Origin of the sequence: Allobosea sp. FBZP-16 (assembly GCF_002831785.1) — a bacterium.
GTDB lineage: Bacteria > Pseudomonadota > Alphaproteobacteria > Rhizobiales > Beijerinckiaceae > Allobosea > Allobosea lupini.
Window position 1 is genome coordinate 107,318 of sequence record NZ_LNCQ01000059.1, and the last position, 22,446, is coordinate 129,763.

The window sequence follows — 22,446 nt, forward strand, 5'->3', positions numbered from 1 at the left end:
ACATCCGCAGGGAACCCTTCTCCCGTGTGGGAGAAGGGCAGGGATGAGGGCCTGCCCTTTCCGCAGCAGGCGGAACGGAACCGTAGTGCCTTTACGATCGGCGGCGGTCCCTCACCCCTGCCCCTCTCCCATCCGGGAGAGGGGTTCCCTGCGCTTGTCCTGTCTGCCGCTCGCAATGACGATGCGGCTCGTCGTTCTTACGGGTTGATCTTCGGCAGCGTCGCCGTGATCACCTGCTTGCCGTCCTTGACCTCGGCGAGGAAGCTCTCGCGGTCGAGGTCGCCGTTCTTCTCGATCGTGGTCTCGATCAGGATGCCCGGCTCGTCCGAGGTCTTGATTGTGGCGCCGCGCAGCGTGTCGGCGACGCCCTTCTTGTCGAACTTCTTCTGCTTCTCGGTCGCCCACTTGACCATGTAGACGGCCATGTAGCCCTTCATGCCGTTATGGTCGGAGGCGTAGTTGTACTTGGCCTGGAACTTCTTGCCGAACTCCTGGAAGGCCGGGATCGGCGCGTCGATCGAGAGGCCGACATGGCCCTTGACGCCGTTGGCGGCGTCGCCCGCGAGCTCGATCACCTTGGCGCCGAGCAGGGTGGTCTCGCCGACCATCGGCTTGGTGATGCCCTGCTGCTTGGCAGCGCGCAGGAAGCGGGCGCTCTCCTCCTCGTTCAGATAGACGAAGATCGCGTCGGCATTGGAGTTCTTGACCTTGATCGCATCGGCGGCGAAGTCGGCCTGGCCCTGCTCGGTGGCAACGTCGGCGGCGAGCTTGATGCCGGCCTTCTCCAGCTCGGGGATGATCGCGTCGCGGCCGCCCTTGCCGAAGTCGTTGTTGACCCAGACGACGGCGACCGAGGCGGCCTTGACCGTGTCCTTCAGGTATTTGGCGATCTTCGGCATCGCCGCGGTCTGGCTGAGCGAGGTCCGGAACAGGTATTGGTTGCCCTGCTTGGTCAGGCCGGCCGCCTCGCCGCCGACGAGCTGGGCGATCTCGGCGCGCTGGGCGATCTGCATGGAAGCGCCGATCGGGCCGGAGAAGACCGGGCCGAGCACGGCATAGGTGCCCTCGTCGATGGCGCGCTGCACGGCGGCGCGGGTGTTCCCCGGATTGGTCTGGGTGTCGTAATGGACGATCTCGATCTGCTTGCCGAGGATGCCGCCCTTGGCGTTGATGTCGGCGACGGCGAGATCGATGCCGTTCTTCCAGTTGGTGCCCGCGGTCGCGCCCGCGCCCGAGAGCTCGACGACGTCGACCAGCTTGACCTTGTCCTGCGCCAGGGCCGGCAGGCTGACGGCCACGCCGAGCGCGGCAGCGATGATCCAGTGCTTCTTCATGCTCGTTTCCTCCACTTGTCCCTAGTGTCTAAAATCCCCGCCCGGTGTTGTCCGGGTCGTCTTGCTCAGGCGGCGTGTTCGGTCGTCTCGCCCGCCGCGGTCACGGAGTCGAAGGCGGCGCCGATCACCGCTTCCGATGCTTCCAGGCCGGTGAAGAGCCGGAAAGCATCGACCGCCTGGTGAATCGAGAGCTCGCGCCCGGTCATCACCGTTGCGCCGGCTTTTTGCGCCGCTTTCAGCAGCGGTGTCCAGAGCGGGTGATACACCGCGTCCGCGACCCATTGCGAGGCCTGGATCGCGCTTGGCTCGATCGGGATGCCGCGGTCCGGCAGCATGCCGACCGGCGTGCCGTTGACGATGCCGGCGGCCCCCTCTGCCGCCGCCTCGGCGCTGGCGGCGATCTCGACGCTCGCGCGGGTGCCGAGGAGCCCGGCCAGCGCTTCGGCGCGGCTGCGATCGACGTCGCAGAGCCGCAGCCGGGTGACGCCGCAGCCGGCGAGCGCGAAGGCGATCGCCTTGCCGACTCCGCCGGTGCCGATGATCGCGACCGGCTTGTCGCCATCCTGCCGGCCGAGCCGGCGATAGGCGGTGGCGAAGCCCGAGGCATCGGTGTTGTGGCCGATCAGACGGCCGTCGTCGACGACGATCGTGTTGACCGCGCCCATGGCTGCAGCCTGCTCGGACAGCCCGTCGAGCAGCGGCACGACCGCTTCCTTGTAGGGATAGGTGACGTTGATGCCCGAGAAGCCGAGCCGCCGGATGCCGTCGAGTATGGCGGCGAGGTCCTCGCGGCCGGCGCCCGCAACCTCGATCAGATGGTAATGCGCCTCGATCCCGGCGGCTCGCGCCGCCGCTTCCTGCGTCGTCGGCGTCGCCGAATGCGCGATCGGGAAGCCGATCAGCCCGAGCAGCACCCGCTTGCTCTTCCTGGCGATGACCATGGTCGGTGTTCCATCCCTGTCACGGCCCGTCTCGGCGGGCTTGTGCATGAGCCCGCAGCTAAACCGATTTGCCGCCGTAACGCGATAACCAATTCGTCGCTGCTGCCTAACCTGATGTTATCTTTCTGCGGCAAGCCGCGGCGAAACCACCGCGTTCATCTCCTCGCGCAGCAACTTCACGAAAGTCTCGGCATAGAGCGAGAGCGCCTTGTCGTTCTTCATCGCGACATAGGTCTGGAATCGGGTCGGCTCCTCGATCGGGATCGTGGCGATGCCTTGCATCGAGCCATGGGCGACGGTGAACTGGTCGATGATGGCGATGCCGAGCCCGGCCCGCACCAGCGAGCAGACGGTGGTGCCGAAGCGCGCCTTGATCGCCATCTCGTACTGCAGCCCCTGGCGCTGGAAGATCTCGCTCATGATCCGGCCATAGGGGTCGGTCGGGTCGATGCCGATCAGCTGATGCTGGACGATCTCGCGGGCCGAGATGCTGCTGTAGCTGGCGAGCGGATGGTGCTGCGGCACGATGCAGAGCAGCTCGCCCATGGCGAGAGGCACGAAGTCGAGGCCTGGATGATCCAGCTTGTAGCTCATCGCGACGATCTCGCCCTTGCCGAGCAGGAGATAGTCGAGCGCTTCCTCGATCTTCAGGATGTTGATGTCGATGCGCAGGTCGGGATGCTTGCGCCTGAGGCGCTCGATCGCGCGCGGCACCATGACATGGCAGATGCTGGGCACCGAGCCGAGCTTGAACTCGACATCGCCGCCGCGCTCGATCCGGGCCAGCATCGAGTGCAGGTCGTCGACCTTGCGGTAGACGCCGTTGATCTGCTCGAAGATGTCCTTGGCCTCCGGCGTCGGCACGTAACGGCCCTGTCGGCGCTCGAACAGCTTGAGCCGGAGCGAGCGCTCGGTGTGTTTCATCAGCCGGCTGATGCCGGGGGCCGAGACGTTGAGCAGCTTCGCCGCGCCGGCGATCGTGCCGGTGATCATGATCGCCCGGATCACCTCGATCTGGCGCAGGGTAAGCATGGCTGACCGTTCCTCGCCGGCTTCTTGCCCCAAGCGGAGGCGAGGGCTGCGGACCTGTCAAGACGCCATGCCTAGCTCGCTCGGGCTGATTGACTTTCGCAGGATTTGGCTCTCACCTGACCTCAAGTCGTCAATCGCTCCGGGGGGATGCAATGGCGGACCAGGTTCACCCGGCGGCGGCGTCTCACCTGCCGGCTTTCATCACAAGTCCGGGCAGCACGGACATCCTGATGGTGGTCGCGGCGATCATTCTGCTCGCTGCTGTCCTGGGCGTCGGGTTGCTCTTCCTGCGCCTGCACACCTTGCCCGAGCGCATCGCGCATAAATCCCACAAGCTGCAATTCGAGATCGTCGCCGTGCTCGGGCTGCTAGCCCTGTTCACGCATGTGCATCTGTTCTGGGTCATCGGCCTGATGCTCGCTTTGATCGACGTCCCCGATTTCTCCGGCATGTTCAGCCGCATGGCGGGCTCGCTCGAGAAGATCGCCGGCATCGCGCCGGGCCGCGGTGGCGAGGCGGCGTCGGATATCGAGCACGGCATCGTGCGGCCGGACGACAAGCCGGCGCCTCCGCCAGCCGTGGCCGCCGCGCCGGCTGGCCAGCTCTGAGGAGGCCGCGATGCTCGAACTCCTTGTCTGTGCCCTCTTCACCATCGTCCCGGACTATCTCTATCGCCGCTACGGCCAAGGCAGGCGGCTGGGCAAGGAGATCACGCTCTATTCGGTCTGGTTCGAACTGCGCTGGGGCATCGTCACCTGCGTGATGCTGACGGTCGGGCTGATCACGGTGATCTTCTACAATCATCCCTCGACCACCAGTGCGACCGTGTTCTTCCGCAGCGTCCCGATCATTCCGGAGATCAATGGCCGGGTCGCGCAGGTGCATGTCGGCGTCAGCGGCAAGGTCGCGCAGGGCGCGCCGATCTTCACCCTCGACAGCACCAGCCAGCGGGCCGCGGCCGAGACGGCGCGGCGCAAGCTCGCCGAGGTGGATGCCGCGCTCGTGGTCGCAAAGGCCGACATCCTCACTTTCGACGGCAAGATCCAGGAGGCGAAGAGCGCGCTGCAGCAGGCGCTCGACGAATTGCAGACCAAGCGCGAGCTGAAGCGGCGCAACGACGACATTGTCGCGACCCGCGAGATCGAGCGGCTCGAGAACATCACGGCCGGGCGCGAGGCCGCGGTCGCCTCGACGACAGCGTCGCAAGCGGCCGCCCAGACGAAGATTTCGACCTTGCTGCCGGCCGAACGCGCCAGCGCCGAGGCGGCCTTGGCGCAGGCCGAGGTCGAACTCGCCAAGACCGTGGTACGGGCCGGCTTCAACGGCCATGTCGAGCAGTTCACGCTGCGGCCAGGCGACATCGTCAACCCGTTCATGCGCCCGGCTGGCGCGATCATCCCGGAAGAGGCGGGCCGCGGGCGTCTGCAGGCCGGCTTCGGCCAGATCGAGGCGCAGGTGATGAAGGTCGGCATGGTCGCCGAAGTGACCTGCATCTCCAAGCCCTGGACGGTCATCCCGATGGTCGTGACCGGCGTCCAGGACTTCATCGCGGCCGGCCAGGTCCGCAGTGGCGAGCAGCTGATCGACGCCCAGCAGGTCGTGCGGCCGGGAACGATCCTGACCTATATGGAGCCGCTCTATCCGGGCGGGCTCGACGGGGTGACGCCGGGGTCGAGCTGCATCGCCAACGCCTACAGCAACAACCACGACATCATCGCCGCCAAGGATACCGGAACGCTACGGCGCATCGCCTTGCACGCGGTCGACGCGACCGGGGTGGTGCACGCCATGCTGCTGCGCATCCAGGCGCTGGTCCTGCCGATCAAGACGCTGGTCTTCAGCGGGCACTGAGCTGCGGGCGGTCGAGCTTCAGATCTCGAACCAGTTTACGGATGGTCCGAGATTGTGCACGGCAGAGTGGCCGATGGCGCCCTTCGTGCCCCAGGCGTGATGGATATGCCCACAGAGCACCAGTTGCGGCTGGTGCCGCTCGATGGCGGCCCGGATTGCTCTGCTGCCCTGATGCCGGCCGTTGCGCTGCAGGTCCGCCACCCCATAAGGCGGTGAGTGCGTGACGAGCACGGCCTTGTCCGGGCAGGCCGCGAGCAGTTCTTCTGCCTCGGCTTCCGGGAGGCGCTGGTTCCAGGATGCTTCGTTGGTCGCCGGTATCTCGTAGCCGAGGCCGAAGAAAGGAGTGTCGCCGACCGCAACACCACTTCCGTGCAGGACATGCAGATGCGGCCATCCCCGATTGGCGGCCTGCATCTCAGTGAGATTGTCATGATTGCCGGCGACGACCAGGACGGGGACCGTGATGTCACGCAGGATGTCGAATGTATCGGCCAGGCCTTCGCCTCTCGTCCCGAAATCGCCTGCTCCGATGACGACGTCTGCGGCTCGCGCAGCGTCTCGCAGTGACCAGGCGGCGTCCTTGTCGCGATGCAGATCGCTGAAGGCCAAGATCTTCATCGACATCCTCCCTGGCGCTCGATCCGAGCGGCTCAGAGCACGTCGCGCACGCGCACCAGCGTGGAGTCCATGTGCTTGCCGATGATCACGGCGAGCGCGTCGCCGTCGCGCTTCAGCAGCGCCGCGATCATCTCCTCGTGCTCGGCCACGGCGCCGGCCCATTTCTCCGGGCCCTCATTGCCGATGAAGCGCAGCCGCTTGATCCTGGCCTGCAAGGTACCGTGCATCTCGACCAGCACGTCGTTGCCTGAGGCGGCGACGATGGCGCTGTGGATCGCCTGGTTGAGCTTGAAATAGTCGAGCCGGTTGCGGGTCCGATAAAGCTCCATCATCTCGTCATGGAGCGCCTTGATCGCGGCGATCGTCTCGTCGCTCGCCTGCGCGCAGGTCATCCGGCCGCCGAGCTGTTCCAGCGTCTTCAGAACCTCCAGGATCTGCAACAGGTCGCCAGCCGAGAACTTGCGGACGATCGCTCCCTTGGCCGGCTGGATCTCGACCAGCCCCTCGCTCGCCAGGGTCTTGATGGCTTCCCGGAGCGGCGTGCGCGAGACGCCGAGCTGGGCCCCGACGGCGCCTTCGTTGATGCGCTGCCCGGGGCCGAGCCTGCCCTCGATGATCATGTCGCGCAGCCGTTCGAGCACCTCTTCGTGCAAGGTGCGGCGGGTGATGCGCGGATAGGTATCCTGCGCCTCGCTCGACATGCCGGCCTCGTTCGTCATCGCGGCTCTCCTTTGTCTTTCTGTACGGCATGGCGCTTTCGCGCTGTCAACGCGAGCGGCCCGGCTCCGGCGACGACCTCCCGACCGGACGTAGCGAGACCTGTGGACAGGTGAAGCCGTCGCCGAACTCGCGGCAGAGTAGTGCAGGAATGTTATGCTGCATACAGCATACTTGCTTTCGCGGCGGCCCCCATGATAGGCCGGAAGCCAAGCAGCCGGCGGTGGCCGGCCTCGGGAGGACGAGATGGACATCAAGGCGCAGGCTTCCTTGCCGGTGATCGCGGTCGCGATGGGCGATCCCTCCGGCATCAGCCCCGAACTCACCGCCCGCATCCTGGCCGAGCCCGATATGAGCAAGGCTGCCCGCTATGTCGTCTTCGGCGACTATCGCCTGTTCCAGCTCGGCGCCGACGATGCCGGCCTCACGCCTGATGTTCGCGTCATCGGCGAGGGCGATGCCCTGCCGGCCGACTCCGGCAAGCCGGTCTTCGTCGACCTCAGGAATCATGATCCTGCCGATCTCCAGCGCGGCACGGCGACGCTCGCCGGCGGCAAGGCCGCGACCGACAATTTCCGCCGCGCGCTACGTCTCGCCGCGTCCGGCAAGGCCGATGCGGTGTTCTTCACCCCCTTCAACAAGGCGGCGATGCGCTTTGCCTATCCCGGCTATGACGACGAGATCCGCTTCGTGCGCGACGCGATCGCGTTCGAGGGGCCGGCCAGCGAATTCAACGTGCTGGACAAGCTCTGGAACGCGCGCGTCACCTCGCATATCCCGCTCTCCGAAGTGGCGCAGAACATCACCCAGGAACGGATCCTGCGGGCGCTCGATCTCGCCGAGAAAAATCTGCGTGCCGCCGGCTTCAACCCGCCGCGCATCGCGGTCGCCGGCATCAACCCGCATGCCGGCGATGGCGGCAATTTCGGCCGTGACGAGATCGAGACGATCGAGCCGGCGGTGAAGACCGCCAAGGCCAAAGGTTACGTGGTCGAGGGTCCGTTCCCGTCCGACACGGTGTTCCTGCGCGCCAGGAACGGTGACTTCGACGCGGTGCTGACGATGTATCACGACCAGGGCCAGATCGCGATGAAGCTGATGGGCTTCGACCGCGGCGTCACGCTGATCGGCGGCTTCCCGTTCCCGATCTGCACGCCAGCTCACGGCACCGCCTATGAGATCGCCGGCAAGGGCATCGCCAATCTCGGCGCCACCCGGGCGGCGCTGTCGCTCGCGATCAAGATGGCGAGCGAGGGCAAGGCAGCGCGCAAGGCCGCCTGACGCAGATGTCCCGGCGCAGCGGCCGAGAAGAGCCGCGCCAGTTCCAACGATCATCCAGGGAGAGACAGCATGAAACGTTTCTGTATTGCGGCCGGCGCCGCGTTCGCTTCCGTCATTGCCGCAGTGGTTCCGGCCGCGGCCTGGCAGCCGACCAAGCCGATCGAGTTCGTCGTGACCTCGGGGCCCGGCGGCGGCACCGATAATTTCGCCCGCATCGTCCAGTCGATCATCACCAAGCACAAGCTGATCGAGCAGCCGGTTGTCGTGCTCAACAAGGGCGGCGGCAGCGGCGCCGAGGGCTATATCTACGGCAAGGGTGCCAAGGGTGACGCCCACAAGGTCGTCTTCGGCACCAACAACGCCTATCTGCTGCCTTACGTCGCCAAGCTTGGCTACAAGCTCTCCGACCTGACGCCGGTTTCGGCGCTGGCGCTCGACGAGTTCCTGATCTGGGTGAAGGGCGACGCGCCCTATGCCGATGCCAAGGCCTATATCGAGGCCGCCAAGGCCAAGCCCGGCAGCCTGAAGATGGCCGGCAGCCAGTCCAAGGACACCGACCAGACCCTGACCGCGATGATCCAGGAGGCGACCGGCGCCAAGTGGATCTACGTGCCCTTCCAGGGCGGTGGCGCGGCTGCAACCCAGCTCGCCGGCGGCCATGTCGATTCCAACACCAACAACCCGAACGAGAACATCGGCCAGTGGAAGGCCGGCCAGGTGAAGCCGCTCTGCGTCTTCTCACCGGTCCGCCTCGCCAAGAGCGAGCCGATCCATGACGGCAAGGGCTGGGGCGACATCCCGACCTGCAAGGAAGCCGGCCTGCCGCTCGAATCCTTCCAGATGCCGCGCACCGTCTGGCTGCCGGCCGAGGTCCCGGCCGACGCGGTTACCTTCTATGCCGATGTGATGGAGAAGGTTAGCAAGACCCCGGAATGGGCCGAGTTCATCGCCCGTACCGCGCAGACCGCCCGCTTCATGAAGGGCAAGGAGCTCTCCGACTTCGTCGCCAAGGACGAGGCCGCCAACGCCAAGGTCTTCAAGAGCGAAGGCTGGGTCGTAAACTGACCTCGTCAATCTCCGGTCATCCCGGACAACCGGCGAAGCCGCGCTGATCCGGGATCCATGCCAGAGCCGTTCCGGCATGGGTCCCGGGTCTCCCTTCGGTCGCCCGGGACGACATTGTCGGGCTGGGCGTTCGACGTTTGCAGGAGGAAAGCCGATGATCAGCCGTTTCCAGGCCGAGATCGCGACAGCTTTGGCGACGCTCGCCTTCGGCCTCGTCATCGTCAACGGCGCCCGCGAGTTCGGCATCGGCTGGGATTCCTCCGGCCCGCAGCCCGGTGCCTTCCCGTTCTATTGCGGCCTGCTGATTGCGCTCGCCAGCGCGGGCACGATCGTGACCACGATCGGCCGGCGTATGGGCGGCTCGGCGGCGCTCGCCGGGACTTTCCTCGACAGGGAGCAGGGCAAGCGCGTGCTCTCCTTCTTCCTGCCGATGCTCGCCTTCGTCATCCTGACCGTTACGCTTGGCATGTATGTCGCGATGCTGCTCTATCTCGTCTTCGCGATGCGCTTCCAGGGCCGCTATGGTTGGCTGCCTTCGCTCGCGACGGCGATCGGCACGGCTGCCTTCTTCTATTTCGGCCTTGAGAAATTCGCCCAGGTCGGCCTGCTCAAGGGGCCGGTCGAAGCGATGCTCGGTCTTTAGAGCCGCGAGCCGGAGCATCTCATGGAAAACTTCGCCTCGCTTCTTCACGGCTTCCAGATCGCGCTGACCACGCATCACATCGCGCTGATGTTCGCCGGCGTGCTGCTCGGTATCCTGGTCGGCGTCCTGCCGGGCCTGGGCGCGCCCAACGGCGTCTCGCTGATGCTGCCGCTGACCTTCAGCATGGACCCGGTCTCGGCGATCATCCTTTTGACCTCGCTCTATTGGGGGGCGCTCTTCGGCGGCTCGACCACCTCGATCCTGTTCAATATCCCCGGCGAGCCCTCTTCGGTCGCGACCACCTTCGACGGCCACCCGATGGCCAAGCAGGGCAGGGCGACCGAAGCGCTTTCCTTCGCCTTCCTGTCGGCCGGCATCGGCGCCATGGCCGGCGTCATCCTGATCACGCTGCTTTCCGGCTGGGTCGCGCGCTTCGCGCTGAAATTCTCCTCGCCGGAGTATTTCGCTGTTTATTTCATGACCTTCGCCAGCTTTGTCGGGCTTGGTGGCGCTTCGCCCTTCAAGACCATCGTCTCGATGGCGATGGGCTTCGCCTTCGCCTCGATCGGCATGGACTCGGTCTCGGGTAATGTCCGCCTGACCTATGAGTTCGACGTGCTGCTCGCCGGCGTCAGCTTTCTGATCGCGGTGATCGGGCTGTTCGGCCTCGGCGAACTGCTGCAGACCATGGAGGAGGGCCTGCGCTTCGATGGGGTCAAGGCCAAGGTCAGCCCGCGCGACGTGCTCGCCACCGCGCTGAAGCTGCCGCGCTACTGGCTGGCGCTGCTGCGCTCCAGCATCATCGGCATCTGGATGGGCATCACGCCGGGCGGCCCGACCGCGGCCTCCTTCATGAGCTATGCGATGGCCAAGCGCTCCTCGCGCAATCCCGAGAAGTTCGGCAAGGGCGAGCCCGAGGGCGTGATCTCGCCCGAGACAGCTGACCATGCCGCCGGCTCCTCGGCGATGCTGCCGATGCTGGCACTCGGCATCCCCGGCTCGGCGACCGCTGCGGTGATGATGGGCGGGCTGATGATCTGGGGCCTCAACCCCGGCCCGATGCTCTTCGTCGAGCGGCCCGACTTCGTGTGGGGCCTGATCGCCTCGATGTATCTCGGCAACGTCGTCGCGGTCATCGTGGTGCTGGCGACGGTGCCGCTCTTCGCCTCGATCCTGCGCATCCCGTTCTCGATCATTGGCCCGGCGATCGTCGTGGTCTGCTTCATCGGCGCCTATACCGTCGGCAACAAGGAATTCGACATCTGGCTGGCGCTCGCCTTCGGCATCGTCGGTTATCTCTTCAAGAAGCTCGACTATCCGATCGCGCCCCTGGTGCTGGCCATGGTCATCGGCGACAAGGCGGAGGACGCCTTCCGCCAGTCGATGATCTTCAGCCAGGGCTCGCTCTCGATCTTCTGGTCGAACGCCCTGGTCGCGAGCCTGATGGCGATCGCTCTTGCGCTCCTGCTCTTCCCGCTGATCGGCTCGACAAGGCGCGGCATCCGCAAGCTGGTGACGGCGCGCGCGGCGAAGGCGTGACGGTGGCGGCATGGCGGGCGATCTTGCCGGCAAGCTCGTAACGCGTTACGTTTTCCGCTCGTTACCGGAGGTCTCGCCGTGGCAGCGGTTGCAGAGCGGATGCGCGACATGCGTCGTAGACGGCGCGAGCAAAACTTGCGCGAGGTGCGTCTGCTCGTTCCCGATGCGCGTTCGCCGGCTGTCCGTGCTCGGATCGTGCGGCAGGTCGCGAGGCTCGATCTCGCCGCAGAGGACGACGCCTTGCGCTGGATCGAATCGGTGTCCGAATTTGACAACCCGGCGAGGGACGATTGAGCTTGAGCCGCGGCGCTGTCGTGATCGTCGCGGCCGCAGGCGACTACAGCAAGCCCCGTCCGGCGGTCGTGGTCCAGACGGATGCAATCCCGGCCGCGCACGCTTCCGTCGTGGTCTGCCAGATGACATCGACCTTGGCCGATGCGTCGGACCTTCGCGTCACGATCGAGCCATCGGCGGAGAATGGCTTGCGCGAGCGTTCGCAAGTGATGGTCGACAAGCCCGTCACCCTTATGCGCAGCCGGGTATCCGGCTCCATCGGACGCTTGACCGCCGCCGAGATGGCGCGCGTGACGGCCGGGCTGGCTTTCGTCATCGGTGTCGCCGACTGACGCATCGTTCGATGGAGAGCCGGTGGCGATCGATCACCACTGTGCTTGTATCGTCGGCAGGGCGGGGCGATCCGATACCAGCGGAAGGACAGCCAGCCATGAGAATTGCCGGCAGACTTCAAGCCATCCAGGCCGACATCACCACGCTTGCCGTCGACGCCATCGTCAACGCCGCCAACAATTCGCTGTTGGGGGGAGGCGGCGTCGACGGTGCGATCCATCGCGCCGCAGGGCCGGAATTACTCCAGGAATGCCGCCGGCTCGGCGGCTGCCAGACCGGCGACGCCAAGCTGACCCAGGGCTATCGCCTGCCGGCGCGCTTCGTCATCCATACGGTCGGGCCGGTCTGGCAGGGCGGCGGCCGGAGCGAGGCTGAGCTGCTCGCCTCCTGCTATCGCCGCTCCCTCGCGGTCGCGGCCGGCGCAGGCCTGCGAACCGTCGCCTTCCCGAGCATCAGCACTGGGATCTACGGTTATCCGATCGCGGCTGCGGCGGATATCGCCGTGGCGACGGTCGCGGAAGCCCTGAAGGCCGGCGCTTCCTTCGACGCAGTCATCTTCTGCTGCTTCTCGCCCGAGGACCTCGCCATCTACCAGCGCGGGCTTCCCGGCGGTGGCGATTGGCAGACGCAATGAGCTCCACCCCCTCCCAGCCACGAACAGCCGAGGCCTTGCCATGAGCGAACCCTATAAGGGCATCATCCCGATCGCGCCGACGATCTTCCACGAGAACGGCGACGTCGATCATGAGGGCAATCGCCGGGTGATGGACCTGATGGTCGACCAGGGCGTCGACGGCATCTGCATCCTCGCCAATTTCTCCGAGCAGTTCCTGCTGACCGACGCCGAGCGCGACGAGGTCATGCGGCTTTCGATCGAGCAGGTCGCGGGCCGGGTGCCGGTCTGCGTCACCACCTCGCATTTTTCGACCCGCATCGCGGCGCAGCGCGCCAAGGCGGCAGCCGATGCCGGCGCCAAGATGCTGATGATGATGCCGCCCTATCATGGCGCACTGCTCAAGGCCGACGAGCAGGGCATGATCGAGCATTTCAAGATCGTGGCCGATGCGGCAGGAATCCCTATCATTCTCCAGGACGCGCCGCTCTCCGGCGTGACCATGACCGTGCCGTTCATGGTCAGGCTCAACAGGGAAGTGCCGCTCGTGCGCTACTTCAAGATCGAGGTGCCGGGCACGGCGGGCAAGCTGCGCTCACTGATCGAGGCGGGCGGCGACGCCATCGTCGGCCCCTTCGACGGTGAAGAAGCGATCACGCTGATGGCCGATCTCGACGCCGGCGCCACCGGCACGATGACCTCGGCAATGATCCCCGACCTGATCAAGCCGATCCTCACCGCCCATGCCGCTGGCGACCGCAGGCAGGCGGCGGCGCTCTATGCCCGCGTGTTGCCGATCATCAATTACGAGAACCGCCAATGCGGCCTGCGCTCGGCCAAGGCGGTGATGAAGGCCGGCGGCGTGATCAAGTCGGACGCGGTGCGCGATCCGCTGACGCCGCTGCATCCGCAGACGCGCGAAGGCCTGCTCGAGCTCGCGCGCGAACTCGATCCGCTCGCCTTGCGCTGGGGCAAATAGCCCAGCTGCTCTCGCTGCCCGCCGTCAAGGGCGGGCAGCGACCGTCAATAGGCGCCGATGCCGCCGGAGGGCGGCGGCATGTTGCCCCGTCGATCTTTGGTGATGAACTCCGGTGTCACCAGAAGCATCCGGGACAGCCAGGCGCTGTAGTCAGCTAGCAACTCTATGACGGCACGCATTGGTCGCCTCCAAGATTGCAGAGGCGATCCTAGCAGATAAACAGCTGTTTGCCGACGAAATCCGATGAATTTGCTGCGTGGCGATCATGCAATCCCGTGATGCGCAACGTAACGGAATCGCGTTGGCATGCTCGGGTTGCACGCCCTATCGTGCAGACACACGATTCTCGCTCCGGAGCCCGTCATGACCGCAACCGCCAGGCGCGGCTACGCGCCGGAGATCATCGTCGCCGCCGGCTGTCTGATCGCGCTGATCAGCTTCGGCCCGCGCGCCAGCGCCGGCCTGTTCCAGATCCCGATGACCTCTCAGTTCGGCTGGGGCCGCGACACGTTCAGCCTGGCGCTGGCGATCCAGAATCTGCTCTGGGGCCTGGGCGCGCCCTTCGCCGGAGCGATCGCCGATCGCTTCGGCATGGTGCGGGTGCTCTGCGCCGGCGCGCTGCTCTATGCCGCCGGGCTCGTCACGATGTCCTATGCCTCGACGCCGCTGCAGCTTCATCTCGGCGCCGGCGTGCTGATCGGCTTCGGGCTCTCGGCCTGCTCCTTCAACCTGATCCTCGCCGCCTTCGGTAAACTCCTGCCTGAGCAATGGCGCCCGCTCGCCTTCGGCGCCGGCACTGCCGCCGGTTCCTTCGGCCAGTTCCTGTTCCCGCCGATCGGCAACATCCTGATCGAGACGCTCGGCTGGCAGCAGGCGCTGATCGTCTTCGCCTTCACCCTGCTGCCCGTGCTGCCGCTTTCGGTGATGCTGGCGATGCGGGGCACCAAGCAGCCTGCGGCTGCGCCCGGCGCGGTTGTGGCGCCGAACCAGAGCATCGCGCAGGCACTGGCCGAGGCCTTCAAGCACCGCTCCTATGTCCTGCTCGTGCTCGGCTTCTTCACCTGCGGCTTCCAGCTCGCCTTCATCACCGTGCACATGCCGGCCTATCTCAAGGACACCGGCCTGCCGGCCTGGGTCGGCGGCTGGACGCTGGCCGCGATCGGCCTTGCCAATGCGGTCGGCTCGCTCGGCTCCGGCTGGCTGACGGCACGCATGCCCAAGCGCCATCTGCTCGCATGGATCTATCTCGGCCGGGCCGTCGCCATCGCCGCCTTCATCCTGCTGCCGCCGAGCCCGACGACCGCGATCGCCTTCGGCATCGTCATCGGCGTGTTCTGGCTCTCGACGGTGCCGCCGACTTCGGCGCTGGTCATGCTGATGTTCGGCACCAAGTACATGGCGATGCTCTACGGCTTCGCCTTCTTCTCGCATCAGGTCGGTGGCTTCCTCGGCGTCCTGCTCGGCGGCATCCTCTATGAGCAGTTCGGCTCCTACACCATCGTCTGGTGGCTCTCGGTCGCGCTTGGCGTCGCCTCGGCGCTGATCAACCTGCCGATCGTCGAGAAGCCGGTGGCGCGCGCCCTGCCGCAGCCGGCCTGACTAAAGCCGCACGAGCTTGCCGCTTGCAGGCGGCGGCCGGGCGGGTCACTCCTAGGGAAAGTTCGATCGCGTCCCGGGAGTGAGTTCATGTCGACCTTCAAGGCCCTCATCGCCAACAAGGGCGAAGCCGGCACCAGCGTCGCCTTCGGCGAGTTCGCCGAAGCGGACCTGATGGAAGGCGACGTCATCGTCCGCGTCACCCATTCGACGCTGAACTACAAGGACGGCCTTGCCATCACCGGCCGCGCCCCGGTGGTGCGGCGCTGGCCGATGATCCCCGGCATCGACTTTGCCGGCCGGGTCGAGACCTCCGAGCATCCCGAGTTCAAGCCCGGCGACCTCGTCATCCTAAACGGCTGGGGCACCGGCGAGACGCATCTGGGCGCCTATGCTCAGAAGAGCCGGGTCAAGGGCGATTGGCTGGTGCCGCTGCCCGACGGAATGACCCCTGCCGAGGCGATGGCGATCGGCACCGCCGGCTACACCGCCATGCTCAGCCTGCTCGCGCTGGAGCGCCATGGCGTGAAACCGGCCGACGGCCCGGTCGTCGTCACCGGCGCGGCCGGCGGCGTCGGCTCGGTCGCGACCGCGCTGCTCGCCAAGGCCGGCTGGCATGTCATCGCCTCGACCGGCCGGCCGGAGGAAGCTGATTACCTCAAGGGCCTTGGCGCAGCCGAGATCATCGATCGGAACGAACTCTCCGGGCCTGGGCGCCCGCTCGGCAAGGAGCGCTGGATCGCCGGCGTCGATGCCGTCGGCTCGCACACGCTCGCCAATGTCCTGTCGATGACCAAATACGGCGGCGCTGTCGCCGCCTGCGGCCTGGCGCAGGGCATGGACCTGCCGGCCTCGGTCGCGCCCTTCATCCTGCGCGGCGTCGCGCTGCTCGGCATCGATTCGGTGATGTGCCCGAAGACGCGCCGGCTGGAAGCGTGGCAGCGTCTCGCGCGCGATCTCGACCGTGAGAAGCTGGCGGCGATGACGACGACGATCCCGCTCGAGGATGTCGTCGAGACCGGCCGCGCTCTGCTCGACGGCAAGGTGCGCGGTCGGGTCGTCGTCGAGATCGGGTGAGGCTCAGCCGGCGCCTTCAAGCAGCGCCTTCCGTTTCGCCAGCTCGCCGCCGACGAAATCCATGAAGGCGCGCACGCGTGGCGCATGCCTGATGTCGGGGTGGGTCAGGATCCATAGCCCGGTGGAGAAGTCCGGGTCCGGTGGCAGCAGCCGCACGAGCCCCGGCCGCTGGTCGGCAATGAAGCAGGGCAGGGGGCCGATGCCCATCCCCTGCTCGACGGCTTCCGTCAGCCCGAGCACGGCCGAGGAACGCAGCGCGATCCGTTCGGCCGGGACATGGTCGCGGACATAGCGGGCCGCCTTGACATAGCCGAGCGGGTCGCCGAGCGCGACCCAGTCGCGCCGGAACAGCAGCTTCGGCTCATGCGACTCGGCCTCGGTCGCCGGCGCGTCGGCACGGGCGTAGACGGCCCAGTTCAGGTTGGCGAGGCGGCGGCCGACCAGCGTCTCGCCCGGCGAATCGCTGGCGCGGATGGCGACGTCGGCGTCACGGCGCGAGAGATTGAGGGTCTGGCTGGCCATGACGACGTCGAGCCGGATCAGCGGATGCGCTGCCCGGAACGCTGCGAAGATCGGCAGCAGCACATGCAGATAGAGCGTGTCGGTGGTGGTCACGCGCAAGTCACCTGACGGAGCGAGGTCGCGCCCAGCGAGCCTGCGCCCGAAAGCGGTGACGTCCTCATCGATGCGCGAGGCCAGCGTCGTCATCTCCTCGCCGGCCGAGGTCGCGACATAACCGGTCTTGCGGCGCTCGAAGAGAGCGTGGCCGAGCTGCTCCTCGATCTGGCCGAGCCGGCGGAACACCGTGGAATGATTGACGTTGAGGGCGGCTGCCGCGCCGGTCAGCCCGCCTGCATCGGCGATCGCCTTGATCAGGCGGAAATCATCCCAGGCGAGCTTCGACGTCGACAATGGTCACTCTCCGGCAACTCCGCGCGCAGCATTGCCAGATCTTGCGGAATTGCAAGCGGATCTCGGGCGATAATGCCGACTTCAACGCGGCGCCGCGGCGCGGCGCAGCCGGTCGTTGATCGCTTCGCCAAGGCCTCGCATCGGGATCGGCGCGATGGCGATCGTCGCCGGGCGTTGATCGTCGAGATGGCGCATCGCGGCGAAGAGATTGGCGGCGGCCTCGGTCAGGTCGCCTGACGGACTCAGGTTGAAGGCGAGCGCGGGCAGGGCGCCATCCGGCTCCGGACCGAAGCCGAGCCAGGCTTCGCCCGGTCGCGGCGCCTCCGCATCCAGCCTGACCGCGGCCCGCGGCGCGTAGTGCGAGGCGAGTAGGCCTGGCGCGAGCGGGGCCGTACCGCCTTCCTCGACGATGACGAGGGCCTGCCCGATCGCAGCCTCCAGCGCCGCACGCGGCACGCCGCCCGGACGCAGCAGGCGCGGCGCCCCGCCGAGGCAGGCGACGATGCTGGATTCGACGCCGACCGCCGTCGGCCCGGCATCGAGCACGGCGTCGATGCGCCTGTCGAGATCGGCGAAGACATGCTCGGCCTGCGTCGGGCTGACCCGGCCCGAGCGATTGGCCGAGGGCGCCGCGATCGGCCGGCCCGCAGCCTGCAGGACAGCGCGCGCCACCAGATGCGACGGCACCCGCAGCGCGACGCTGTCGAGCCCGGCGCGGGCGAGGCTGCAGACCGTGCACGAGCTCGAAGCCGGCACGACCAACGTCAGCGGGCCGGGCCAGAACGCCTTCGCCAGCGCCAGTGCCGGCGCATCGAACAGGCCCTGGCGCCTGGCAGCATTGACATCCGGCAGATGCGAGATCAGCGGGTTGAAGCTCGGGCGCTCCTTGGCGGCGTAGATCGATGCGACGGCGCGGTCGTCGCTTGCGTCGGCGGCGAGCCCGTAGACCGTCTCGGTCGGCAGCGCGACGAGCTTGCCGGCGCGCAGCAGCTCCGCGGCGGCGGCGATGCCGGCGTCGTCGGCGGAAAGGCGCTGTGTCTGACGAGGTCCTGTCACGGTCGCTCTTGAAAGTTCATATGTAAACTATAACAATGCCGACGCGGCATGCGCGAACCCGCGCCGGCTTGCGCGTGGCGGCGGGCATAGTTCGTCGCTAACATCGCCGTCAAACGCAACGAGCAGAATGCGCGACTGCCATGTGCGGGCGCCGAGGGAGGTAAGCGATGTCGTACCGTGCTCCGGTCGAGGATATCCTGGCGACGATGCGCCATGTCGCCGGGCTCGACGCCCTGATCTCCGAGGGGCTCGCACCGGAACTCGCGGATGGCGTCACCGAGGCCGTGCTGGAGGAGGCCGCGAAGTTCGCCGGCGATGTCCTCGCGCCCCTGAACGTCGTCGGCGACCGCGTCGGCTCGAAGCTCAAGGATGGCACCGTCGTCACCCCGCCGGGCTGGAAGGAAGCCTATCACGCCTGGGCGCAAGGCGGCTGGAACGCGCTGCCGGGGCCGGAGGCCTATGGCGGCCAGGCCCTGCCGACCTTGGTGCAGTCGGCTTGCACCGAAATGTGGAATTCGGCTGCCTTCGCCTTCGCGCTTGGCCCGCTGCTGACGGTCGGCGCGATCGAGGCGCTGCATGCCCATGGCTCCGACTATCTGAAGGAGACCTACCTCGCCAAGCTCGTCTCCGGCGAGTGGATGGGCACGATGAACCTGACCGAGCCGCAGGCCGGCTCGGACCTCAACGCGCTGCGCTCCAAGGCCGAGCGGGCCGGCGACGGCACCTACCGCATCAGCGGCCAGAAGATCTTCATCACCTATGGCGATCACGAGATGACGGACAATATCGTCCATCTCGTCCTCGCCCGCCTGCCCGACGCTCCTCCCGGCACGCGCGGGATCTCGCTCTTCCTCGTGCCGAAATTCCTGGTCAATGCCGACGGCTCGCTCGGCGCGCGCAACGATGTCCGCTGCACCGGCGTCGAGCACAAGCTCGGCATCCATGCCTCGCCGACCTGCGCGATGAGCTATGGCGACGAGGGCGGCGCGATCGGCTGGCTGATCGGCGAGGAGAACCGCGGCCTCGCCTGCATGTTCACGATGATGAACAATGCCCGCCTCAACGTCGCGGTGCAGGGCGTCGCCATCGCCGAGCGCGCCTATCAGCAGGCGCTTTCCTTCGCGCAGGAGCGCAAGCAGGGCACCGCGCTCGATGCGCCGAAGGGCGCGCCGATGAGCCCGATCATCGTCCATCCCGACATCCGCCGCATGCTGATGGAGATGCGCGCCAAGACGCAGGCTGCGCGTACGCTCTCGCTGCTGCTGGCCGCACTGCTCGACCGCTCGCATCGCGACCCCGACGAGGCCAGGCGCAAGGCGGCGGCCGAGCGGGCGGCGATCATCACGCCCATCGCCAAGGCCTACGCCACCGATATCGGCGTCGAGGTCGCCTCCACCGGCGTCCAGATCCACGGCGGCATGGGCTATGTCGAGGAGACCGGCGCCGCCCAGCACCTGCGCGATGCCCGCATCGCCACGATCTACGAGGGCACCAACGGCATCCAGGCGATCGACCTCGTGCTGCGCAAGCTGCCGCTCTCCAATGGCGATGCCGTCAAGGCGCTGATCGGCGAGATGCGCGGCGTCGTCGCCCAGGTGCGCGAGGCCAACACGCCCGGCTTCGGCCACAGCGCGGCCCGGCTCGGCGCCGCCGTCGACTCGCTCGAGCGCGCGACCGAATGGATGCTGGCGACCATGGGCATCGACCAGGCGAGCGCGCTCGCCGGCGCGACGCCTTATCTCAAGCTGTTCGCGCTCGCCCAGGGCGGCACCGGCCTCGCCAAGAAGGCGCTGGCGCTGCAGGGCGAGGATCAGGGTGCCGCGGCGCTCGCCACAGCCCGCTTCTATGCCGAGCACCATGTCGGCGAGGCCACGGCGCTGGAGCTGGCGGTGACCGAGGGCGCCGGCGCGGTCGAGGATTCGGCTGCGGTCTTCGCGGCGTGACGCTGACCGCCGCGCCTGACCTATCGCACCGGCTTCCGCACCCGCATGTGCAGGAACAGCGGCGCGATATAGGTGTCGGCGAGATAGGGCACGGCCTTGGCCGTCTGCGCATCGACGCCCGGCTCGTGCATGTGCTCGATCCGGAGGCCGCTCGCGACGAGCAGGTTGATCCAGTCGCTCAGCGTGCGGTGGAAGCGCGGCACGCGGAACGGCTCGACCTTGGCCTTCTCCTCGGGCGGCGCGGCGCCGAAGCGCCAGCTCTCGATCTCGCCGTCGGTGACGCGAAAGTACTCGCGCACCTCGATGCCGAGCACAGTGCCCGTCTCGTCGCGCATCACCTTGCGTCCGGGCGTGGCGAAGCAGGGATGCAGGATCGAGAACTGCAGGAAGCCGCTCGGCTTCAGCACCCGCTTGGCCTCGGCCAGCACGCGGTCCTGATGCGGCATGTCCATCAGCGACATGAAGGCGGTGGCGAAATCGAACGAGGCATCGGCGAAGGGCAGGGCCATGCCGTCGGCGATGCGGTAGTCGATCCCGAGCGGGTTGGCGGCCTCGGTTTCCCGCGCATGGCGGATGAAGGTCGGCGCGATGTCGATCGCGGTGACGCTGGCGCCGGCCTCAGCGAGCTTGCGCGTGTTCGAGCCCTCGCCGCAGCCGATGTCGAGGCCGTCCAGTCCTTCGATATCGGGCAGGTGCGCGAAGAAGGCCGGGGTGTTCTGGGCGTCCCGGTAGAGGTCGTAGCCGGCGCGCGCGTGCCGGGTCCAGGTTTCGGCATTGGCCTCCCAGCAGGCTGCGACATCGCTCGCTTCCATGACCGTCCTCGCCGTTCGGGGGAGGGGGCTTCTAGCGGAGCCGCTCGCATTGCGCCAGCGGTATCGCCATGACCGATGACAGCCCGCAAAAGCCGCTCGCCGGCAAGGTCTGCCTCGTCGCCGGTGCCTCGCGCGGGCTGGGGCGCGGCATCGCGCGGGCGCTCGGCCAGGCCGGCGCCACCGTGATCGTCACCGGCCGCTCGAGCGAAGCCGGGCCGCGCACCGACCAGCGTTCGGAGACCTTCGAGGACACGGCCCGCGAGGTCGAGGCTTCAGGCGGCCGCGGCGAGCCCTATCGCTGCGACCATACCAATGAGCGCGAGGTCGATCAGCTCGTCGCCTGGTCGCTTCGGCGCTTCGGCCGGCTCGACTGCGTCGTCGATGCGGTCTGGGGCGGCAATGAGGGCTATGACGGCGAGCGCTATCCGGATGGCTCCGCCTTCGGCGCACCGTTCTGGCGCCGCCCGGTGGCGCGGCTCGGCGAGAGCTTCGAGAGCGGCGTCTACGCGCAATTGCTGCTGGCGCGTGCCGTCGCGCCCGCCATGGTCCAGATGCGGCAGGGGCTGATCGTCACGGTGAGCTTCGACACCGCCGGCGGCTATCTCGGCGATGTCTTCTACGACCTGTCCAAGGCGGCGATGAACCGGCTGACGCTGGCGATGGCGCAGGAGCTGAAACCCTATGGCGTCACCGCGCTGGCCTTGTCCCCGGGCCATGTCCTGACCGAGCGCGTGCGTGATGCCGGCATGGCCGCCGAGACCACCGAGACGCCGCTCTATGCCGGCCGGGCTGTCGCGGCGCTGGCCGCCGACCCTGATGTCGCCCGCCATGCCGGCCAGGTGCTCCATGTCGCCGATCTGGCACGCGCCTATGGCTTCACCGATGCCGACGGCAGTCAGCCGGACCGGTTCATTTTGCAAGACTAATGAGGGAGGACACCATGTCGCTCAAGGGCAAGACGCTCTTCATCACCGGCGGATCGCGCGGCATCGGCCTCGCCATCGCCATCAGAGCGGCGCGCGACGGTGCCAATGTCACCATCGCCGCCAAGACGGCCGAGCCGCATCCCAAGCTGGAAGGCACGATCTATACCGCCGCTGCCGAGATCGAGGCCGCCGGCGGCAAGTGCCTGCCGCTGATGGTCGACGTCCGCGACGAGCAGAGCGTCGCTGAGGCGATCGCCAAGACGGCCGAGACCTTCGGCGGCCTCGACATCGTCGTGAACAATGCCAGCGCGATCTCGCTGACCAATACCCAGATGACCGACATGAAGCGCTTCGATCTGATGCACCAGATCAACACGCGCGGCACCTTCATGGTCTCGAAATACGCGATTCCGCATCTGGAGAAGGCGGAGAACCCGCATATCCTGATGCTGTCGCCGCCGCTCGACATGAAGATGCGCTGGTTCGCGCCGCACCTGGCCTACACCATGGCGAAGTACGGGATGAGCCTGTGTGTGCTGGGCCTTGCCGGCGAGCTGGCGCCCAAAGGCATCGCCGTCAACGCACTCTGGCCGCGCACCACGGTCGCCACTGCTGCGGTGAAGAACCTGCTCGGCGGCGATAAGATGGTGCGGGCGAGCCGCACGCCGGAGATGCTGGCGGAGGCCGCCTACATGGTCTTCAACAAGCCCTCGCGCAGCTTCTCGGGCAATTTCCTGATCGACGACAACTTCATGGCCGGCGAGGGCGTCACCGACTTCACGCCCTACCGGGTCGATCCGTCGGTGCCGCTGATGCCGGACTTCTTCGTGCCCGAGGAGATCAAGCCGCCTGAGGGGGTGAAGGGCGGCGTCTGAGCCGGAAGG

The 22,446-nt window shown here is 67.2% G+C and carries 24 protein-coding genes; 15 read left to right on the forward strand and 9 right to left on the reverse strand.

All coding sequences use genetic code 11. The features are described 5' to 3' along the window. Positions 1-197: 197 nt before the first annotated feature. The 3 genes from CXY91_RS29145 to CXY91_RS29155 all read right to left on the reverse strand — a co-directional run bounded on the left by CXY91_RS29145 (position 198) and on the right by CXY91_RS29155 (position 3,307). Positions 198-1,334 carry an ABC transporter substrate-binding protein gene (locus CXY91_RS29145; protein WP_100965446.1) on the reverse strand — a complete coding sequence of 379 codons (1,137 nt, stop codon included), beginning with the start codon at positions 1,332-1,334 and terminating at the stop codon, positions 198-200. 65 nt (positions 1,335-1,399) lie between these two features. Then, on the reverse strand, positions 1,400-2,275 hold the full coding sequence (locus CXY91_RS29150; protein ID WP_100965447.1) for a shikimate dehydrogenase: 876 nt from the start codon (positions 2,273-2,275) through the stop codon (positions 1,400-1,402). 117 nt (positions 2,276-2,392) lie between these two features. After that, positions 2,393-3,307 (reverse strand): LysR family transcriptional regulator, encoded by a 915-nt coding sequence (locus CXY91_RS29155; RefSeq protein WP_100965448.1) that lies wholly within the window; start codon positions 3,305-3,307, stop codon positions 2,393-2,395. 152 nt (positions 3,308-3,459) lie between these two features. Between CXY91_RS29155 and CXY91_RS29160 the strand changes: the two genes are divergently transcribed. Together CXY91_RS29160 and CXY91_RS29165 are read left to right on the forward strand one after the other, a co-directional pair. Continuing rightward, positions 3,460-3,915 carry a hypothetical protein gene (locus tag CXY91_RS29160; protein WP_248307679.1) on the forward strand — a complete coding sequence of 152 codons (456 nt, stop codon included), beginning with the start codon at positions 3,460-3,462 and terminating at the stop codon, positions 3,913-3,915. Between the two features lie 10 nt (positions 3,916-3,925). After that, positions 3,926-5,158, forward strand: a complete 1,233-nt coding sequence (locus CXY91_RS29165; protein ID WP_100965449.1) for an HlyD family secretion protein — start codon at positions 3,926-3,928, stop codon at positions 5,156-5,158. Between the two features lie 18 nt (positions 5,159-5,176). On the opposite strand, the gene CXY91_RS29170 is transcribed toward CXY91_RS29165, so the two are convergent. Both CXY91_RS29170 and CXY91_RS29175 read right to left on the reverse strand, forming a co-directional pair. Beyond that, the gene (locus CXY91_RS29170) at positions 5,177-5,776 is read right to left on the reverse strand and encodes a metallophosphoesterase family protein (protein WP_158673652.1); all 600 of its coding nucleotides are present in this window, start codon (positions 5,774-5,776) and stop codon (positions 5,177-5,179) included. 32 nt (positions 5,777-5,808) lie between these two features. Next, positions 5,809-6,495, reverse strand: coding sequence for a GntR family transcriptional regulator (locus tag CXY91_RS29175; RefSeq protein ID WP_091831387.1), 687 nt, complete (start codon positions 6,493-6,495; stop codon positions 5,809-5,811). 244 nt (positions 6,496-6,739) lie between these two features. On the opposite strand from CXY91_RS29175, the gene CXY91_RS29180 reads away from it, so the two are divergent. From CXY91_RS29180 to CXY91_RS29215, 8 genes are all read left to right on the forward strand, one after another. Further along, positions 6,740-7,774, forward strand: a complete 1,035-nt coding sequence (locus tag CXY91_RS29180) for a 4-hydroxythreonine-4-phosphate dehydrogenase PdxA (protein ID WP_100965451.1) — start codon at positions 6,740-6,742, stop codon at positions 7,772-7,774. A 69-nt stretch (positions 7,775-7,843) separates the two neighbouring features. Next, a complete protein-coding gene (locus CXY91_RS29185) occupies positions 7,844-8,839 on the forward strand; it encodes a Bug family tripartite tricarboxylate transporter substrate binding protein (protein ID WP_100965452.1) in 996 nt (331 codons plus the stop codon). Between the two features lie 154 nt (positions 8,840-8,993). Beyond that, positions 8,994-9,482: a tripartite tricarboxylate transporter TctB family protein gene (locus CXY91_RS29190; protein WP_091831381.1), complete on the forward strand. Its 489-nt coding sequence runs from the start codon at positions 8,994-8,996 to the stop codon at positions 9,480-9,482. A gap of 21 nt (positions 9,483-9,503) precedes the next feature. Then, positions 9,504-11,021 (forward strand): tripartite tricarboxylate transporter permease, encoded by a 1,518-nt coding sequence (locus CXY91_RS29195; protein WP_100965453.1) that lies wholly within the window; start codon positions 9,504-9,506, stop codon positions 11,019-11,021. Between the two features lie 78 nt (positions 11,022-11,099). Then, a complete protein-coding gene (locus tag CXY91_RS29200) occupies positions 11,100-11,315 on the forward strand; it encodes an antitoxin MazE-like protein (RefSeq protein ID WP_244543736.1) in 216 nt (71 codons plus the stop codon). Positions 11,316-11,317: 2 nt separating this feature from the next. Further along, positions 11,318-11,647 carry a type II toxin-antitoxin system PemK/MazF family toxin gene (locus CXY91_RS29205; RefSeq protein ID WP_100965454.1) on the forward strand — a complete coding sequence of 110 codons (330 nt, stop codon included), beginning with the start codon at positions 11,318-11,320 and terminating at the stop codon, positions 11,645-11,647. Between the two features lie 98 nt (positions 11,648-11,745). After that, entirely contained in the window at positions 11,746-12,282 is a 537-nt protein-coding gene (locus CXY91_RS29210) for an O-acetyl-ADP-ribose deacetylase (protein ID WP_199777605.1), read from the forward strand. Positions 12,283-12,322: 40 nt separating this feature from the next. Continuing rightward, complete coding sequence (locus tag CXY91_RS29215; RefSeq protein ID WP_100965455.1) at positions 12,323-13,240, forward strand: dihydrodipicolinate synthase family protein; 918 nt, start codon at positions 12,323-12,325, stop codon at positions 13,238-13,240. 44 nt (positions 13,241-13,284) lie between these two features. Here CXY91_RS29215 and CXY91_RS31205 read toward each other — a convergent pair whose 3' ends face one another. Beyond that, entirely contained in the window at positions 13,285-13,419 is a 135-nt protein-coding gene (locus CXY91_RS31205) for a hypothetical protein (protein WP_280141468.1), read from the reverse strand. Positions 13,420-13,603: 184 nt separating this feature from the next. Between CXY91_RS31205 and CXY91_RS29220 the strand changes: the two genes are divergently transcribed. After that, complete coding sequence (locus CXY91_RS29220; protein ID WP_100965456.1) at positions 13,604-14,839, forward strand: MFS transporter; 1,236 nt, start codon at positions 13,604-13,606, stop codon at positions 14,837-14,839. Between the two features lie 87 nt (positions 14,840-14,926). Continuing rightward, complete coding sequence (gene acuI, locus CXY91_RS29225; protein WP_100965457.1) at positions 14,927-15,913, forward strand: acrylyl-CoA reductase (NADPH); 987 nt, start codon at positions 14,927-14,929, stop codon at positions 15,911-15,913. A 3-nt stretch (positions 15,914-15,916) separates the two neighbouring features. Here the strand turns inward: acuI and CXY91_RS29230 are convergent, their stop codons facing one another. Beyond that, positions 15,917-16,825, reverse strand: coding sequence for a LysR family transcriptional regulator (locus tag CXY91_RS29230; protein WP_100965458.1), 909 nt, complete (start codon positions 16,823-16,825; stop codon positions 15,917-15,919). An 81-nt stretch (positions 16,826-16,906) separates the two neighbouring features. Next, entirely contained in the window at positions 16,907-17,881 is a 975-nt protein-coding gene (locus CXY91_RS29235) for an L-threonylcarbamoyladenylate synthase (protein ID WP_100965459.1), read from the reverse strand. Between the two features lie 167 nt (positions 17,882-18,048). On the opposite strand from CXY91_RS29235, the gene CXY91_RS29240 reads away from it, so the two are divergent. Continuing rightward, positions 18,049-19,824 carry an acyl-CoA dehydrogenase gene (locus CXY91_RS29240; protein WP_100965460.1) on the forward strand — a complete coding sequence of 592 codons (1,776 nt, stop codon included), beginning with the start codon at positions 18,049-18,051 and terminating at the stop codon, positions 19,822-19,824. Between the two features lie 20 nt (positions 19,825-19,844). Here the strand turns inward: CXY91_RS29240 and CXY91_RS29245 are convergent, their stop codons facing one another. Further along, the gene (locus tag CXY91_RS29245; protein ID WP_100965461.1) at positions 19,845-20,636 is read right to left on the reverse strand and encodes a class I SAM-dependent methyltransferase; all 792 of its coding nucleotides are present in this window, start codon (positions 20,634-20,636) and stop codon (positions 19,845-19,847) included. 68 nt (positions 20,637-20,704) lie between these two features. Here CXY91_RS29245 and CXY91_RS29250 point away from each other — a divergent pair, with 68 nt between their 5' ends. Continuing rightward, positions 20,705-21,562 carry an SDR family NAD(P)-dependent oxidoreductase gene (locus tag CXY91_RS29250; RefSeq protein WP_100965462.1) on the forward strand — a complete coding sequence of 286 codons (858 nt, stop codon included), beginning with the start codon at positions 20,705-20,707 and terminating at the stop codon, positions 21,560-21,562. A gap of 14 nt (positions 21,563-21,576) precedes the next feature. Beyond that, positions 21,577-22,437, forward strand: a complete 861-nt coding sequence (locus CXY91_RS29255; protein WP_100965463.1) for an SDR family oxidoreductase — start codon at positions 21,577-21,579, stop codon at positions 22,435-22,437. Positions 22,438-22,446 lie beyond the last annotated feature (9 nt).